13 protein-coding genes are annotated in these 16,212 nt (G+C 74.3%); 6 read left to right on the top strand and 7 right to left on the bottom strand.

The window, feature by feature from the left end:
• Positions 1-20: 20 nt before the first annotated feature.
• On the bottom strand, positions 21-1,028 hold the full coding sequence (locus M4J07_RS03080) for a glutathione S-transferase family protein (protein ID WP_255966857.1): 1,008 nt from the start codon (positions 1,026-1,028) through the stop codon (positions 21-23).
• 162 nt (positions 1,029-1,190) lie between these two features.
• Between M4J07_RS03080 and M4J07_RS03085 the strand changes: the two genes are divergently transcribed.
• On the top strand, positions 1,191-1,712 hold the full coding sequence (locus M4J07_RS03085; protein ID WP_255966859.1) for an SRPBCC family protein: 522 nt from the start codon (positions 1,191-1,193) through the stop codon (positions 1,710-1,712).
• On the opposite strand, the gene M4J07_RS03090 is transcribed toward M4J07_RS03085, so the two are convergent.
• Positions 1,652-2,284: a PAS domain-containing protein gene (locus tag M4J07_RS03090; protein ID WP_255966964.1), complete on the bottom strand. Its 633-nt coding sequence runs from the start codon at positions 2,282-2,284 to the stop codon at positions 1,652-1,654. The two genes, M4J07_RS03085 and M4J07_RS03090, sit on opposite strands and share 61 nt — an antisense overlap.
• A 196-nt stretch (positions 2,285-2,480) precedes the next feature.
• Between M4J07_RS03090 and M4J07_RS03095 the strand changes: the two genes are divergently transcribed.
• Positions 2,481-5,630, top strand: a complete 3,150-nt coding sequence (locus M4J07_RS03095) for a cytochrome P450 (protein WP_255966869.1) — start codon at positions 2,481-2,483, stop codon at positions 5,628-5,630.
• Positions 5,631-5,648: 18 nt separating this feature from the next.
• Here M4J07_RS03095 and M4J07_RS03100 read toward each other — a convergent pair whose 3' ends face one another.
• Positions 5,649-6,077 carry a pyridoxamine 5'-phosphate oxidase family protein gene (locus M4J07_RS03100; protein ID WP_255966870.1) on the bottom strand — a complete coding sequence of 143 codons (429 nt, stop codon included), beginning with the start codon at positions 6,075-6,077 and terminating at the stop codon, positions 5,649-5,651.
• Between the two features lie 319 nt (positions 6,078-6,396).
• Between M4J07_RS03100 and M4J07_RS03105 the strand changes: the two genes are divergently transcribed.
• Positions 6,397-6,633 (top strand): hypothetical protein, encoded by a 237-nt coding sequence (locus M4J07_RS03105; protein ID WP_255966871.1) that lies wholly within the window; start codon positions 6,397-6,399, stop codon positions 6,631-6,633.
• A 43-nt stretch (positions 6,634-6,676) separates the two neighbouring features.
• Here M4J07_RS03105 and M4J07_RS03110 read toward each other — a convergent pair whose 3' ends face one another.
• The 3 genes from M4J07_RS03110 to M4J07_RS03120 all read right to left on the bottom strand — a co-directional run bounded on the left by M4J07_RS03110 (position 6,677) and on the right by M4J07_RS03120 (position 8,853).
• Positions 6,677-7,066 carry a VOC family protein gene (locus M4J07_RS03110; protein WP_255966872.1) on the bottom strand — a complete coding sequence of 130 codons (390 nt, stop codon included), beginning with the start codon at positions 7,064-7,066 and terminating at the stop codon, positions 6,677-6,679.
• 123 nt (positions 7,067-7,189) lie between these two features.
• Positions 7,190-7,831 (bottom strand): flavin reductase family protein, encoded by a 642-nt coding sequence (locus M4J07_RS03115; protein ID WP_255966873.1) that lies wholly within the window; start codon positions 7,829-7,831, stop codon positions 7,190-7,192.
• 71 nt (positions 7,832-7,902) lie between these two features.
• Entirely contained in the window at positions 7,903-8,853 is a 951-nt protein-coding gene (locus M4J07_RS03120) for a helix-turn-helix domain-containing protein (protein ID WP_255966875.1), read from the bottom strand.
• Between the two features lie 91 nt (positions 8,854-8,944).
• On the opposite strand from M4J07_RS03120, the gene M4J07_RS03125 reads away from it, so the two are divergent.
• Entirely contained in the window at positions 8,945-13,192 is a 4,248-nt protein-coding gene (locus M4J07_RS03125; protein WP_255966877.1) for a S8 family serine peptidase, read from the top strand.
• Between the two features lie 75 nt (positions 13,193-13,267).
• Here the strand turns inward: M4J07_RS03125 and M4J07_RS03130 are convergent, their stop codons facing one another.
• Complete coding sequence (locus M4J07_RS03130; protein ID WP_255966889.1) at positions 13,268-14,443, bottom strand: TIGR03364 family FAD-dependent oxidoreductase; 1,176 nt, start codon at positions 14,441-14,443, stop codon at positions 13,268-13,270.
• A 127-nt stretch (positions 14,444-14,570) separates the two neighbouring features.
• Here M4J07_RS03130 and M4J07_RS03135 point away from each other — a divergent pair, with 127 nt between their 5' ends.
• On the top strand, positions 14,571-15,362 hold the full coding sequence (locus M4J07_RS03135; RefSeq protein WP_255966891.1) for a GntR family transcriptional regulator: 792 nt from the start codon (positions 14,571-14,573) through the stop codon (positions 15,360-15,362).
• Positions 15,359-16,051, top strand: coding sequence for a phosphonatase-like hydrolase (locus tag M4J07_RS03140; RefSeq protein ID WP_255966895.1), 693 nt, complete (start codon positions 15,359-15,361; stop codon positions 16,049-16,051). The genes M4J07_RS03135 and M4J07_RS03140 overlap by 4 nt, the downstream gene beginning before the upstream one ends.
• Positions 16,052-16,212: the final 161 nt, after the last annotated feature.

A 16,212-nucleotide genomic window follows, 5' to 3' on the forward strand; every position in this document is an offset into this window, starting at 1 on the left:
TCGGGAGGTACGCCCCGACCCTACCGAGCCGCCGGCGGCGTGCCGTCACCGAACGGTCTGCCGCCCAGCCGCTCCCGCCCGTGCGGGGTCAGCCAGCCCGCCGGATCGGGGCCGAGCGGCACGATGCCCGTCGGGTTGATGCCGCGGTGCACCTCGTAGTAGTGCCGCTTGATGTGGTCGAAGTCGACGGTGTCGCCGAAGCCGGGCGTCTGGAACAGGTCCCGGGCGTACGCCCACAGCACCGGGGCCTCGGTCAGCTTGTTCCGGTTGCACTTGAAGTGGCCGTGGTAGACCGCGTCGAACCGGACGAGGGTCGTGAAGAGGCGGACGTCGGCCTCGGTGATGGTGTCCCCGACGAGGTAGCGCTGCCTTGCCAGGCGCTCCGACACCGTGTCGAGCCGTGCGAACACATCGCGGTACGCGTCCTCGTACTCGCTCTGCTTCGTCGCGAACCCGGCCCGGTACACGCCGTTGTTCACGTCCCGGTACACGCCCTCCATGACCTCGTCGATCTCCGCGCGCAGCGGCTCCGGGTAGAGGTCGGGCGCGCCGGGCCGGTGCAGCGCAGTCCACTCGGTCTCCAGGTCGAGCGTGAGCTGCTGGAAGTCGTTCGTGACGAGCTTGCCGGACGGCACGTCGACGATCGCGGGCACGCTCACCCCGCCCGGGTAGCCGGTCTCCCGGGCGTCGTACGCCTCGCTGAGGTAGCGGATGCCGAGCACCGGGTCGCGGTCGTCCGGATCGAGCGTGAAGCGCCAGCTGCGGTCGTCCTGGATCGGGTCGGTGACCGCCAGCGACAGGGCGTCCTCCAGGCCGAGGAGCCGCCGCACGACGAGGGCGCGGCTCGCCCACGGACAGGCGAGGCTGACGACGAGCCGGTACCGGCCCGCCTCCACCGGCCAGCCGTCCGCCGCGTCGGCCGTGATCCGGTCGGCGAAGTGGCTGCGGGACCGCTTGAAGCTCTTCTTCCCGTACGCGGCGTTGCCCGCGTTCGGGTCCTCACCGGCCGTGCCTTCGGTGTCGTCCACAGGGGCTCCTTCCAGAGTCGGACGCGGGGCGCGCACCCGGGTGGCGCGTCTACGAGCCTGCCCGTCCCGCGCGCCGCGCACCACCACGCCGGAGGCGACTGTCGGTGGCCGGTGAGAGGCTCGGACCCGGACAGAGCAGACGCAGCGAGGGAAGGCACGGGCATGACGACCACCACCGGCAGCCATCTCACCCTGGACGACGGCCGACCCGCCGTCCGGCTGAGCCGCACCTACCAGCGGCCCGTCGAGCGCGTGTGGGCGTACGCCAGCGACCCGGCGGAGCTGGCGCACTGGTTCCCCTCGACGTTCGACGTCGACGCGCTGGTCCCCGGCGCCACGATCCGCTTCTTCGACGACCCGAACATGCCGGAGTCGACCGGCACCGTCCTCGTCGCCGACGCCCCGCACCACCTGGCGTACAGCTGGGGCGGCGACGAGCTCCGCCTCGACGTGACGCCGGCGGGCGACGGCGCCACCCGGCTCACGCTCACGAACGTCCTGGAGAGCGCCGACGCCGCCGCGCGCAACGCGGCGGGGTGGGAGGTCTGCCTGGCCGCCCTCGACGCGGCCGACCGGGGCGAGAAGCCCGACGGGGCCGTCCCGTGGAAGGCGTACTACGACGCCTACGTCGCGGCCGGGTTCCCGTCCGGCGCCCCGGTCCCCGGCATGGACGACCTGACATGAGGCGGCCACACGCCGGGCTCCAGGATCCCCGACGCATAGGCGCGGGCGACCAGTTCGGTGCGGTTCGCCGCGCCCCACCGCCGGGACAGCTGCCGCAGGTGGTAGGTGACGCCGTCGGTGGTCAGACCGGTCTCGCGCGCCGCCCTCGCGGTGGTCGCGCCCGCGGCGAGCAGCGCCAGGATCCGCTCCTCGTTGCGGTGCAGCGGCGTCCGGGCGGCGGCCGGACGCGGCGCGGACTCGCCGGTCACCCGCAGCATCACCAGCAGATCGGGCACCCCGTCCGGGGTGTCGCTCACCGGGCCGACGCTCAACTCGCCCCGCCGGTGCGTCCCGTCGGTGCCCTGCCAGGTCACCGACACCGTGTAGCGCGAGCGGCGACGCAGCTTCAGCGCCTGCCCGATCCGGTCGACCTGCGCCGCGTCCAGCGGCGGGAACAGGTCCAGCATGTCGCGGCCCTTGAGCCGCCCCGGAGTCGTCCCCCACTGGGCCGCCAGCGCGGCGTTCGCGAGCCGCACGATGCCGTACGGATCGCAGACCGCGACCGGCATCGGAATCCGGTCGAAGAGCACCATCGCGCGATTGCGCCACACCACCGCGTCCACCGCCGCACCCCTTCGCCCCGCGCCACCACGAACGGCCCGCGCGCACAACCCCGCCGCGCCGGTCGCCCCTACACAATCATGTAGTGCGGCTGCGCCGACCGGCGGGGGAGCGGGACCAAGCTGGGAGCTGCCGATCCCCCCACCCGCGAAAGGCAGTTGCCGCACCATGCACAACTCCGCGCTGCTCCCGTCGCCCCCCACCGACGGTCCTCCGGTCATCGACATCTCCGCCACCGGTCCCGGCGCCGCTCCGCTGCAGCAGGTCATGGGCCTGATGCGCACGCACGGCCCGGCCCTCGTGCGCCGGCTGCACGGCCGCGACGCCCTGTTCGTCGCCGACCTCGACCTGGTCACCGAACTCGCCGACGAATCCCGGTTCGCCAAGCACATCGGGCCCGCCCTGGAGAACGTCCGCGCGTTCGCCGCCGACGGCCTGTTCACCGCCTACAACGACGAACCGAACTGGGCCCGCGCCCACGACATCCTGATGCCCGCCTTCGCGCTCGGCTCGATGCGCACCTACCACCCGGTGATGTACCGGGTGGCCCGCCGGCTCGTCGACACCTGGGACCGCGCGGCCCGCGCAGGACGCCCCGTCGACGTGCCGGGCGACATGACCCGGATGACGCTCGACACCATCGGACTCGCCGGGTTCGGCTACGACTTCGGGTCGTTCGACGGCGACGAGCCGCACCCCTTCGTCGAGTCGATGGTCCGCTGCCTCGAATGGAGCATGAAGCGCCTCGCCCGCACCCCCGGCGGCGACTACGCGTCCGTCGACGCCGCCTTCCACGACGACGCCGGCTATCTGGCGCAGGTCGTCGACGACGTCATCAACGCCCGCGTACGGGGCGGCGAGCAGCACGCCGACGACCTGCTCGGCCTGATGCTCACCGCCGATCACCCCCGGGACGGCGGCACGCTGGACACCGCCAACATCCGCAACCAGGTCATCACGTTCCTGATCGCCGGACACGAGACGACGTCCGGCGCGATGTCCTTCGCCCTGTACTACCTGGCCAAGAACCCGGCCGTCCTCGACCTCGTGCGCCGCGAGGTCGACGCGCTGTGGGGCGACACCGCGGACCCGGAGCCCGACTTCGACGAGGTCGGCCGGCTCACCTACACCCGGCAGGTCCTCAACGAGGCGCTGCGGCTGTGGCCCACCGCCGCCGCGTTCAGCCGCGAGGCCCGCGAGGACACCCTGCTCGGCGGCCGGATCCCGGTCCGCGCCGGACAGGGCGTGTCCGTGCTCGTGCCGATGCTGCACCGGCAGCCCGTCTGGGGCGACAACCCCGAGCGCTTCGACCCCGGCCGGTTCACGCCCGAGGCCGAGGCGGCCCGGTCCGCGCACGCGTTCAAACCGTTCGGCACCGGTGAACGGGCTTGTATCGGGAGGCAGTTCGCGCTCCACGAGGCGACCATGCTGCTCGCCATGCTGGTGCACCGCTACCGGCTGAACGACCACGCCGACTACCGGCTCACGGTGAAGGAGACCCTCACCATGAAGCCGGACGGGTTCACCCTCGCGCTCGCCCCGCGCACCCCGGCCGACCGCCGGCACGGCGCCCTGCCCGGCCACGCGGCCCGCGGCGAACAGGACGCCGACACCGCGGAGCTGCCGGTCCGGGTCCGCCCCGGCACCCGCGCCCTGGTCCTGCACGGCAGCAACTACGGCACCTGCCGCGACCTGGCGGGCCGGCTCGCCGACGAGGCCGCGGCGATCGGCTGTGCCACGGACGTCGCACCCCTCGACGCCTACGCGGACGGCCTGCCCACGGACCGCCCCGTGGTGGTCGTCGCCGCCTCCTACAACGGCCAACCCACCGACGACGCGCGCGAGTTCGTGGCCTCCCTCGACCGGGACGCGCACGACGGCACGGTCTACGCCGTCCTCGGCGTCGGCGACCGCAACTGGGCGGCCACCTACCAGCACGTCCCCACCCGGATCGACGAGCGCCTCGCCGCGGGCGGCGCCGAGCGGCTCTGCGAGCGCGCCGCCGCCGACGCCTCCGGGGACCTGAACGGCACCGTCCGCACCTTCACCGCCCGGCTGCGGGCCGCCCTCCTGGAGCGGTACGGCGACCCCGACGCCATCGACGCCGGGCCCGCGCCCACCGCCGCGTACGAGGTCAGGGAGATCTCCGGAAGCCCGCTCGACGCGGCCGCCGCCCGGCACGGCCTCGTGCCGCTCACCGTCACCGAGGCGTACGACCTCACGGCCGCCGACCACCCCCGCACCAAGCGGTTCGTGCGCCTCGCCCTGCCCGCCGGGACCATGTACCGCAGCGGAGACCATCTCACCGTGCTGCCCGCCCAGGACCCGGCCCTCGTGGCGCGGGTGACGGCGGCCCTCGGCCTCGACCCCGACGCGGTTCTGGACATCCGCGCCGCCCGGCCGCGCCGCGACGGACTGGCCGTCGACCGACCCCTGACGGTCCGTGAACTTCTCACCCATCACGTGGAGTTGCAGCACCGACCGAGCGCCGCCGACGTCGCCGTGCTGGCCGCGGCGAACCCGTGCCCGCCCGAGGCCGCCGCGCTGAAGGCCCTGCCGGACGGCGACCCGCGCACCTTCGTCGAGCTGATCGAGGGCCACCCGGCGCTGCGTGGCGCCCTCGGCTGGGGTCAACTCCTGGAGCTGCTGCCGCCGTTGCGGCCCCGTCACTACTCGGTCTCCTCCAGCCCCGCCCTGCTGCCGGACCACGTCGACCTCATGGTGTCCGTCCTCGACGCGCCCGCCGCCTCCGGCAACGGCCGCTTCCGGGGTATTGGTTCCGGCCACCTGGCCGCACTGCGGCCCGGCGACACCGTCCTCGGCCGCATCCAGCCCTGCCGGGACGCCTTCCGCATCCGGCCCGACGCGCCCGGACCCGTCATCATGGTCGCGGCGGGCACCGGGCTCGCCCCGTTCCGCGCCGCCGTCGCCGAGCGCGGCACCGGACTCCCGGCCGCCCTCCTCTACTTCGGCTGCGACCACCCGGACAAGGACTTCCTGCACGCCGACGAACTGCGCGCCGCCGACGCCGCCGGAACGATCTCGCTGCGGCCCGTGTTCAGCGACGCACCCGTCGACGGACACGCCTTCGTGCAGCACCGGATCGCCGCCGATGGCCAGGAGGTCTGGCACCTGCTCGACGCGGGCGCCACCGTGTACGTGTGCGGCGACGGCGCCCGCATGGCACCCGGCGTACGGGCCGCGTTCCGCGACCTGTACCGCGCCCGCACCGAGGGCGCGGACGAGAGCGCCGCCGAGCGGTGGCTGTCCGCGCTCGTCGCCGAAGGCCGCTACGTGGAGGACGTCTACGGAGGCTGAACCACCGCACCCGAGGTGTCAGTTCGCCCCGATGTCCGCGCTCAGCCAGTGCTCCGGATGCAGCTCGACGAGGACCAGACCCTCGGGGCCGTAGCTGCGGAACGTGTTGTCCACGTACGTGGCGAGCACGTCCGCGGGCAGATAGCGGCCGGCGACCTCCTCCAGGTCGCCGGCCGTCGCCGTGCGCAGCGTCACCGGGCCCTCCGCCGAGACGTACCGGTACGTGGGCTCGACGCGCTGCACCAGGAACGAGCAGCGCCCGGCCGCCGCCAGCAGGTGCGCCTTGCGGCTGTCGCGCCCGGTGACGGCACGGATCGCGCCGCCTGGCCGGTACGCGTACCAGATCGGTACGTTGAGGGGTCCCCGCCCACCCCGGTCGTCGACGGCGACGGACGCCGGATGCGTACCGGCGAGGAACTCCTCGCGCTGGTCCTGTGTAAGCGGCATGAACTCCCCTGGGGCTGTCGGCCGTGGGACCGGCCTGGTGGGTGTGGGCCTGCTCGGCGGGTGTCCGCGGCTCCCGGCCGGTCCTGATCGGATTCAGGTCCGCGGCCCCGTCGAGCCGAGCGATCTCCCCGCAGCGGCCCACGCTGCCCGGCTCCGGCCGGCACGTCCCTGGCCGGCGGGCACGTACCGGGTTCCGGTGCTCATGATTCCGTTGTACCGGCGCCGCCCGCCCGCCGCACGCGGGCGTACGGCCCGACGGTTCCGGAGCGTGACGATCACCGAATCGCGGGATCGCCGCGGAGGGCCCAGAATCAGACACATGTCCTTTTTGTCCGCGGGTGTGACGTGGCTCGGACTGGGTCTCACGGTCGGCACGGCCGGACTGGTGACCTACGGTCTCGCGGTACTGCCGTGCTCGGCGGCGGTCCGTCAGGAGGACGCCGAACTGGCCTGCCGGCCGGCCCGGCGCACGGCGCTGGCCCTGGGGGCCCTGGGGGTCGCGGCGCTGCTGGTGGGCACCGTGCTCCTGGTGCTCCATGCGACGGAGTTCGGCTGAGCGGCCCGCAGCCGCGCGCTCGGCGCGGCTGCGGCCCGACGGCTCAGCTGTCGCCGCCCCCGTAGGGGCGGGTGATGACCTCCATGCCGTGTCCGGCCGGGTCCATGAAGTACACGCCGCGACCGCCGTCGTTGTGGTTGATCTCGCCCGGCTGCTTGCCGTGCGGATCGGCGTAGTACGTGAGCCCGGCGTCCTTGATGCGGGCGAAGACGCCGTCGAACTCCTCCTCGGTGACGAGGAAGGCGTAGTGCTGCATCACGATGGACTCGGCCGGGATGGACGCGAAGTCGAGCGTCACGCCGTTGCTGAGGTCTAGGGCGACGAAGGGGCCCCACTCGGCTCCGACCTTGAGCCCGAGGATGTGCGCCAGGAATGCGGCGGATTCCCGGTTGTCCCGGGCGTGAACGATGGTGTGGTTGAGCTGAACTGCCACGATGGATTGCCTCCAGAAGGCAACTCCGGCACCTCCATGCCTCACCCGGTCGGTGACCGGCACGCGATGCTGCCGGGGATTTTAAGCACACGGCGGGGTCGCGGGCCAGTCGGTTTCCGGCAATCAGCCCCGCACGGCCGCGGCGCTCCGGGCCGTCTCGCTGCGGTAGGTGTGGCCGAGCTGGGGGCCCAGACCGAAGTAGTGCCGGAAGTTGTAGACGAGCGGGCTCCAGGCGACCGGGTCGATGTGGTCGGTGCCGGGGACGACGATGTCGGCGGTGGCGTGCACCTCCAGCACGGACGTCTCCACGATCAGGAAGGCGCCGCCCGCGTCGGGGCGGACGTCCACCGCCCGCGCCTCCAGTTGCAGCGGGCACTCGGCGACGCGCGGCGGGCGCACCGCGACGGACGGCTGCGGGGTCAGGCCCGCCGCACCGAACTTGTCCGGCTCGTAGCGGCAGCCCCGCGGCTTCGAGGCGGGGACCGGGTCGCGCCCGGTCAGCGGGGCGAGCCGCTCCACCGCCTCCCACTGGCCGGGACCCGGCAGACTGACGACCACGTCGGGGCGGGCGGCGAGGTTGCGGGCGCTCTGGCCGTCGGCGCCGAGGCCGAGCACGACCGTGCGCCCGAGCGCCCACGCCGAGGACATCGGGGCCAGGTTGAAGGTGCCGTCCGCGTTCTCCGTCGACAGGAGAGCCACCGGCGTGCCGAAGTAGAGGATGCTCGGCTCGACGGTCAGGTGGGGGAGGTGAGTTGTGCTGGTCATGGCCGGAGCGTAGGCAGCGATCGGTTCGGCACCCGCCGAACCGTGCCCGCCGAACCGTGCCCGCCCGGCCGTCAGAGCCACCCGCGGCGCTGCGCGATCACCCCCGCCTGGAACCGGTTGGACGCGCCGAGCAGCTGATGCAGCCGGCTGGTGCGGCGGCGCATCGTCCGCACCGACCAGCCGAGCTGACGGGCGATCGCCTCGTCCTTCAACCCGCTGACCAGCAGCGACAGCATCAGCCTGTCGTCCTCGTCGAGCGGCCCCTCGGCGGGCGCGTCGAGCGGCTCGGCGACGCGCCAGCACAGTTCCCAGTGGTCGATCAGCGTGTCCAGGAGCGCGGACGGACGGATCACCGCGGCCCGCACCTCGGACGACAGGGTGAGGGAGAGCGGCATCAGCGCCACCCGGTCGTCGGCGATCGCCAGCTTCACCCGCAGCCCCGGCAGCACCCGGGCCTGCTCACCGAGGCCGACCAGCCGGCGGATGTCGTCCAGGACGCCCGGCCACTCCAGTGCCTCGGGCGCGTACACCGCGCGGTAGCTGATGCCCTCCGCCAGCGCCGTCTCCTCGACGGGGTTCGCCGTCGTCAGCGCGTACGGCGGCCGGTCCAGGGTGCGCACCTCGTCCCGCGCCTCCTGCTGGAGCCGGACGAACCAGCGGCCGAGCGCCTCGCTGCCGTGCACGATCTCGACCTCCTCGCCGCCGCCGTGCCGGCCCGCGGTGAAGAGCCGGGACAGTTCGGCCGCGGTGGACCTGACCCGGTCGAGCTCCGCCGACCGCGTGCGGATCAGGGCGTCCACCGCGTGCTCCGGGTCGATCGCCGCGTACCGCCGCCGGGTCCCGGAGAGCCGTCCGACCAGACCCAGGTCGTGCAGCCGGGCGAGGGCCCGGCCCACCCGGTCCGCGGAGCACGCCAGTTCGTCGGCGAGCTGTCCGGGCGACGCCGCCTCACGCGTGAGCAGGGCGCGGTAAACGGCCTCGTCGAAGGGGTCGACGCCGACGGCGGAGAGCTGTTCGGTCATTCCGGGATCCTGGCCCATGTGTGCCACAGGCAGCAATGGGCCGTCGCGAATCGTTGTGCCGACGTGGTCGGCGCGACTACCAACTCCCTCTATGGGGAACCACATACGACACACACGTCACGGCGTCCGAAGACCTCTGCACGCCGCACTGACCGCCGCCGTGCTCGGCGGCCTGCTCTCCGCGACACCCGTGGCACAGGCGGCCGACACACCCGGGCGCACCCGTGTCATCGTCGAACTCGACGGTGCCACGGCGCTGCAGGCGCCGGCGGGCCCCGCCCGCGACGCGCGGACCGCCGACGTCCGCGCGGCCCGCGAGAGGATCGACACCCGGCAGGACGCCGTCCTCGACGCGGCGCGGGACGCGGGCGCCGCCCCGACGTCCGTACGCCGCATGGGGCTTGCCCTGAACGCGGTCGCCATGACCGTCGACCAGGACGCCCTGGCCCGGCTGCGGACCCTGCCCGGCGTGCGGTCCGTCGTCCCCGACGCCCGCGTCAAGGTGCAGGCCACCGAAGCCCATGACCTCGTCGGGCTGCCGAAGGTCTGGGACCGCCCCGCCCCCGGCGGCGGGAAGGTCACCGGCCGGGGCACGACCGTCGCCGTCATCGACTCGGGCGTCGACTACACCCACCCCGACCTGGGCGGCGGCATCGGCGAGGGCCACAAGGTCGTCGGCGGCCACGACTTCGTCAACCACGACGACGACCCGATGGACGACAACGCCCACGGGACCCACGTCGCCGGCATCATCGCCGCGAAGGCGGCCGGACCGGGCGGCGTGACGGGCGCGGCGCCGGACGCCCGGCTCCTCGCGTACAAGGTCATGGACGCCGACGGGTACGGCGAGACCTCCGCGATCGTCGCCGGCATCGAGGCCGCGATCGACCCGGCCAACCCGCACCGCGCCGACGTCATCAACCTCAGCATCGGCGGCCCCGGCGACGGCGGCGACCCGCTCGGCCGGGCCGCCACCGCGGCCGTCGACGCGGGCGTCGTGGTCGTGGCCTCCGCGGGCAACGAGGGACCGGGCCCGTACACGGTCGGCTCGCCCGCGGCGGCCCCCGGCGTCCTCGCCGTCGGCGCCTCCACCAGCGGTGTCGCCGTACCCGAACTCCGCGTCGAGGGGCAGCGGGAGACCCTGGAGACCTATCGCGGGCTCGTCTCCGCCAACCCGGCGGACGCGCCCGCGACCGGCGGCCTCGTCGACATCGGCATGGGCACCCCGGACGACTGGGAACGCGCCGGTGACGTGCGCGGCAAGGTGCTCCTCTACGCGTTCCCGCCCGCCCGCGGCGCCGAGGACCCGGTGTACCCCGAGGACCTCGCCGTGTACGAGGAGGCCGAGAAGCGCGGTGCGATCGCCCTCGTCGGCGGCGCCGCGGCCGGTGGCGGACCCGTCGTCGCGGGCCGCCCCGACGTGGCACCCCGGCGGCGCGGCGACGGGGTGCCCGTGCCCGCCGACAGCGCCCGGCGCCTCACCGGCCTCGACGACGGTCCGCGCCTGGGCCACCTCGTCGTCACCGGCGTCGACCGCATCCAGGGCCAGGAACTCACCGAACTCGCCGCGCAGAACGTGAAGTTGACGCTCAGCGGGCGGGACTCCGGCGACCAGATCGCCTCGTTCTCGTCCCGCGGCCCCGACCAGGGGCTCCGCCTGAAGCCCGACCTCGTCGCGCCGGGCGTGGAGATCCGCTCGACCGTGCCCCGGTCCGTCGTGCCCTCCGGGGCCTGGCGGATGTCCGGCACGTCGATGGCGTCCCCGCTCGTCGCGGGCTCCGCCGCCCTGCTGCGCCAGCTCCACCCGGACCGCGACGCCCGGGAGATCGGCGCCGAGCTGACCGGAGCGGCCCACCGCCTCAAGGAGGTCGAGACCATCGCCCAGGGCGCGGGCCGCCTCGACGTGGCGGCGGCCGCCGACGCCCGCCTCACCGCGTCCCCGGCGACCGTCTCGCTCGGCCTCGCCGACCTGGGCGGCCCCCGGGTCACCGCCTCGCGCACCGTCACGCTCCACAACAGCGGGAAGCAGGCGGTCACCGGCACCGTCCGCGTCGACGGCGAAGCGGCGCGGGTGACGCCCGGCCGGGTCACCGTCCCCGCGGGCGGCACCGCCACGGTGCGCCTCACCCTGGACGCCCCGCGGCCCGCCACGACGACGCACTTCTCCGGCGCCGTCACGGTCACCGGTCCGGACGGTCCCGCGCTGACCGTGCCCTACCTCCTCGAAGCGGCCCCGCTCGCGGTGGACGTCACCCCCGACCCGTCGTCCGGGGCGAGCACGGCCTACGTGTACACCCCGGCCGGGCTCGCCGGTCCGCCGGTCCTGACGGTCGACCCGCCGCGCGGCCGCACGTACACGACGAAGACCCGGGCCACGGCCGACCCGCGCTACTTCGCCGCCGACCTCACGGGCAGCGCCCCCGGCACCTACCGGGTCACCGCGCGCGCCACGGCCACCGGCGGCCAACGCCAGTACGGCGCGGGCGGGTTCGAGGTCACCCCGGCGGACGCCCACGGTCAGCGGTGGCAGCCGGTCGGCCCCAACAGCGCCGACGGACTGCTCACCCTCGCCCCCGGCGCGGACCGGCAGGCCGTCATGACGCAGTCCGGCAAGTCCGGCGCGTGGCTCACCACGGACGCCGGGAAGACCTGGACCGAGCGCGGCCGCACCCCGTTCACCGGCGCCGCCACCGACGAGCCGTCGCTGGTCGTCGACGCCCACGACCCGGACCGCTGGTGGTCCGCCATGGGCGCCTTCTCCTGGTCGGTCAACGCGGGCGGCATCCTGCGCACCACCGACCGCGGCAGGACCTGGGAGCGGCTCGACGTCCCCGACGCCGGCTACACGGACCTCGTCGCCGACGCCGACACCCGCGTGCTCGTCGCGGCGACCGCGGAGGGCACGCTGCTCGTCAGCCGGGACGGCGGAGACAGCTGGCACGCCGAGGACCTCGGACTGCCGGCCGACGTGCTGCACGTCGCCATGGGCGGCGACGACCTGTACGCCTGGGCCGGGCGCACCCTGTGGGCCGTGCGCGGCATGACCGGCGAGGGCCCGAAGAAGGCGGAGCGGATCCGCACCCTGCCGGACGACGGCACCCAGCTCTTCGCCGGGTTCGACGCGGCGGACCAGCTGGTGACCGCGCAGATCCTCGGCCAGGGCGGCGGACTCGTCATCAGCCGTGACGGCGGCCGCAGTTGGGGCGCGCCGCAGGGCAACGGGCGCGGCCTCGTCACCGTGAGCCACGGCGAGATCGTGCACGACCGGTCCGACGGCACCGTCCACCTCAGCAAGGACGCGGGCGCCACCTGGCAGGAGATCGGCAAGCCGGTCGACGGCAGCGTCGTGTACGACTTCGACCGCTGGGCCGACGGCTCGTACACGGTCGGCGCCGCGTCGGCGGGCATCTACCGCGGCCGCGACGGCGGTACGGGCCAGCGGCGCATCGGGGTGCAGGGCGAGAGCGTGCCCGCGCTCGCCGTCTCCGACGGGTCGCTGCTCGCGGGCACGAGCGTCGGGATGTACCGCACCGCACTGCCCGTCGCCTCCCCCGAGTGGGGCGCCGGCGAGCACGAGGGGACCACCGGCACCCAGGTCTCCGCGATCTCCGCCTACGCCCGGGACAGCCGGATCGTCTGGCGCACCTTCGAGAGCCTGGCCGGTCTGTCGGTGCAGCAGAGCACGGACGGCGGCCGCAGCTGGGAGGAGAAGGGGCAGCTCGACGGCACCGCCCTGGCACTGCTCGTCGACCCGCGCGACCCCGACCGGGTCGCGGTCTCCTACGACCGGATCGACGGACCCGGCGTCTACACCACCACGGACGGCGGCGCCCACTGGAAGAGCCTGCGCAAGAGCGACCGGTTCCGGGCGCTCGCGGCGGACCCGGACCGGCCCGGCCGGATCTGGCTCGGCGGCCACGGCGGCCTGTACTCCTCGGACGACTTCGGCAGGACCCTGACGAAGGCGGCCGGCGGCGAGGTCTCCGCGCTCGGCGTCGACGGCTCCCGGCTGGTCGTCGGCGGCACCACGCTGCGCTGGTCGTCCGACGGCGGCCGCACCTTCCGCACCGCCGACCACGGCGGCCTGCGCATCCAGGTGTCGGGCCTCGTCAGGGCCGGCGGTGCCTGGTACGCGGGCACCACCGGGCGCTGGCTGCCGGGCGAAGTCCCGTACGGCGCACGGGGAGTTCTGAAGTCCACGGACGGCGGCCGCACCTGGCACAACGTGTCGGGCACCTTGCAGAACACCGACGTGCTGTCGCTGGCGGCCACGCCCGACGGACGCGCCCTCTACGTCGGCACGGCGCTGGGAGGTGTGCACCGGCTGACCCTGAAGTGAGCCGGTGACGAGCCGGGGAAGGGGGCCCTGCGAGGGGAGGGCCCCCTTCCCCCTTTCTCTCTGTACCGCGGGGCGTCAGGCGGTCGCGTGCAGCGCCCCGTCGAACGTCGCCGCCGCCAGGCCGAACGACAGCGTCATCCCGATCCCCGAGGTCACCGACAGCGCCCGGACCCCCGGCGCGACGTCACGGACGAGCAGCGGCCCGTTGGCGCTGCTCGCGTACACGCCCTGCCAGCGCTCCGTGATCCGCACGTCGCGCACCCCGAGCACCCGCGCGGCCTCCCGCAGGAGCAGCTCGGTCGTCGCCTCGTCCTGGAACGGGATCTCCGTCGCGTCGTACGCGTGCGAGTCACCCACCAGGACCGTGCCGTCGGGCAGCCGGGTGAACATCACGTTCGCCACCACGTCGAGCAGCTCCGGGCTGTGGCCGGTGACCTCGGTCCGCAGCCGGGCTGCGGACGGCATCGCCGTGAAGCCGTCGTAGCGGAGCATCGAGGTGGCCGTCAGGACCGCCGCGTCGGTGCGGAAGGCCGCCGGCGCCTCGACCCGGGCCATGGAGAGCCGGCAGCGCTCGATGCCGTGCGCCTCCGCCTCGGTGGGGTACAGCCGGTCCAGGTCGTGGCCGACGCACAGCAGGATCTGCTCGCCGTGGACCGGGCCGCGGCTGGTGTGCACGGTGCCCTGTTCGACGCCCGTGACGTTCGTCCCCCAGGCCACCGTCACGCCGGGCTGTTCGGCGAGCCACTGGGCGAGCCGGGGCGCGGCCTCGCGCGGGTTCACCCGCAGGTCCACCGGGAGGAGCGCGCCGCCCACCAGGTCGTCCCTGGCGTCCGCCGCGCGGCCCAGGGCCGTGCCCACCTCGTCCCGGGTGCGCAGCCGCACCGCGTCGGCGCCGCGCTCGTCGCGCAGCTCCTCCAGGACCGCCAGCTCCGTCGCCGACCTGGCCACGACCAGGGCGCCCGCCTCCGGTGCCCACAGGCCCGCCCGCGCGGCGGCGTCCAGCCACCCGGTGCGCGACCGCTCCGCGAGACCGAGGAGGTCGCCGCGCTGCGCGGTGATGCAGCAGTGCCCGAAGTTGCGCACGGACGCGCCGACCGGACGCCGGTCCCGCTCGACGACGGTGACGCTCAGTCCCCGGCGGACCGCCTCCACGGCGTGCGCGAGGCCCACGATGCCGGCGCCGACCACGACGAGGTCGCTGCGGCCGCCGGGCAGGGCGACGGACGGAGAAGGTGCTGTTGCGATGCTCATGCCGACAAGCGTGCGGAGCGAATCCCGCCAGAGGCAAGACCTGTCTATACAAGTTTTCCGTTTGTTTACCAGCTGAGCACCGAGACTCACCTTGTGCCGAGCGCTGTCGGCCTGAGAAACTCAAGTTGTGAAGACAAGTGAGGATGGGCCGCTGCACCAACGGCTCGGAGCCGAGTTCCGGCGACGTATCGAGGCGGGGGAGTGGCCCGAGGGGCGGCCCGTGCCGAGCGAGGCACAGCTCTGCGAGGAGTTCGGCACCTCGCGCGGCCCGGTCCGGCAGGCCCTGGCGCAGCTGCGCGCGGAGGGCCGGCTCGTGGGCGGGCGCGGCAAACCGCCGGTGGCCCGCAGGGTCACGCCCTCCCAGCCGTTCGACTCGCTGATGTCCTTCACCCAGTGGGCGCGCTCCATAGGGCGTGAGCCGGGCCAGTTCACCGTCGAGGTCGCCCGGCACCGGGCCACCGCCGACACGGCCGACCGCCTGGGTCTGGAGGAGGGGGCGCCCGTCGTCGACCTGGTCAGACTGCGGCACCTGGACGGGGTGCCCGCGATGATCGAGCGCTCCACGTTCGTCCTCGACGCGGGCGCCCACCTGTTCGCCGTCGACCCGGACGCCGGCTCCGTCTACGAGGCCCTCATCGCGCGCGGCGTCGACCTCCACCACGCCCGCCACACCATCGACGCGATCGCCGCGGACACCGAGGACGCCGAACTGCTCGGCGTCGCGGCCGGTCAACCCCTGCTGCGCGTGCGCCGGTTGGCGTACACCGGCGACGGCACCCCCGTGGAGTACGCGGACGACCGCTACCTCCCGGCCATGGCCACCTTCACCATCGAGAACACCGTCGGAGGGCACACCGTCGCGGGCCGCGACCGCTCCGACGGCACAGCTCCCCGAACCACCAGTGAGGAACCATCGTGACCCGGACCATCGAACTCGCCGTCTTCGACATGGCGGGCACCACCATCGAGGAACACGGCGCCGTGTACGAGGCGTTGCGGCACGCCGTCGAGTCGACCGGCGTCACCGTGGCCGACGACGACCTGCAGACCTGGATGGGCACCGACAAGCGCGAGGCCATCGCCGCCCTCGTCCGCATCGGCGGCGGCACACCCGACGCGGAACTGGTCGAGCGGCAGTACGGCGCGTTCCGCGCATACCTGCGCAAGCGCTACGAGGAGGTGCCGCCGCAGCCGATCGCCCAGGCCGACAAGGCACTTGAGGAACTGCGCGCCCGCGGCATCAAGGTCGCGCTGACCACCGGCTTCAGCGACGATGTGGCGCTCCCGCTGCTGGAGTCGCTGGGCTGGTCCACCGGCGAGGGCGGCAACCTCGACGCGGTCGTCACCTCCGACGAGGTGCGCCGCGGCCGCCCCGCCCCGTACATGATCCACCGCGCGATGGAGAGGACCGGTGTCGTCGACGTGCGCAAGGTGCTCGTCGCCGGCGACACCGTCGTCGACCTGGAGGCGGGGACGAACGCGGGCGCGGGTGTCGTCGTGGGCGTGCTCACGGGCCAGCTGACCCGTGAGCAGCTCGAACTCCACCCGCACACCCACGTCCTGGACAGCGTGGCGGACGTCCCCGGGATCCCCGAGGCCGCCCGCTAGGGCCTGTCTCCCAGGTCCCTCCGTCCGCCCGAAGGGCGGGCCCCGCGGCGTCTGGTGCGTGCTCTCGGCGGGCCGGGCTCAAGGCCTCGTACTGGATGTACTTGGCCTTGCGCCCGGTGCGGCGAGAGCGCGTGCCAGGCGTCGCGGGGCAGGAGGGATCT

The organism is Streptomyces longispororuber (assembly GCF_024448165.1).
Classification (GTDB): domain Bacteria; phylum Actinomycetota; class Actinomycetes; order Streptomycetales; family Streptomycetaceae; genus Streptomyces; species Streptomyces longispororuber_A.

What these genes read in the sequence shown, in the direction of transcription:
- M4J07_RS03115 (WP_255966873.1), bottom strand. Translation starts at nt 7,831, where the DNA reads ATGACCAGCACAACTCACCTCCCCCACCTGACCGTCGAGCCGAGCATC.
- M4J07_RS03120 (WP_255966875.1), bottom strand. Translation starts at nt 8,853, where the DNA reads ATGACCGAACAGCTCTCCGCCGTCGGCGTCGACCCCTTCGACGAGGCC.
- M4J07_RS03085 (WP_255966859.1), top strand. Translation starts at nt 1,191, where the DNA reads ATGACGACCACCACCGGCAGCCATCTCACCCTGGACGACGGCCGACCC.
- M4J07_RS03125 (WP_255966877.1), top strand. Translation starts at nt 8,945, where the DNA reads ATGGGGAACCACATACGACACACACGTCACGGCGTCCGAAGACCTCTG.
- M4J07_RS03105 (WP_255966871.1), top strand. Translation starts at nt 6,397, where the DNA reads ATGTCCTTTTTGTCCGCGGGTGTGACGTGGCTCGGACTGGGTCTCACG.
- M4J07_RS03130 (WP_255966889.1), bottom strand. Translation starts at nt 14,443, where the DNA reads ATGAGCATCGCAACAGCACCTTCTCCGTCCGTCGCCCTGCCCGGCGGC.
- M4J07_RS03100 (WP_255966870.1), bottom strand. Translation starts at nt 6,077, where the DNA reads ATGCCGCTTACACAGGACCAGCGCGAGGAGTTCCTCGCCGGTACGCAT.
- M4J07_RS03090 (WP_255966964.1), bottom strand. Translation starts at nt 2,284, where the DNA reads ATGGTGCTCTTCGACCGGATTCCGATGCCGGTCGCGGTCTGCGATCCG.
- M4J07_RS03095 (WP_255966869.1), top strand. Translation starts at nt 2,481, where the DNA reads ATGCACAACTCCGCGCTGCTCCCGTCGCCCCCCACCGACGGTCCTCCG.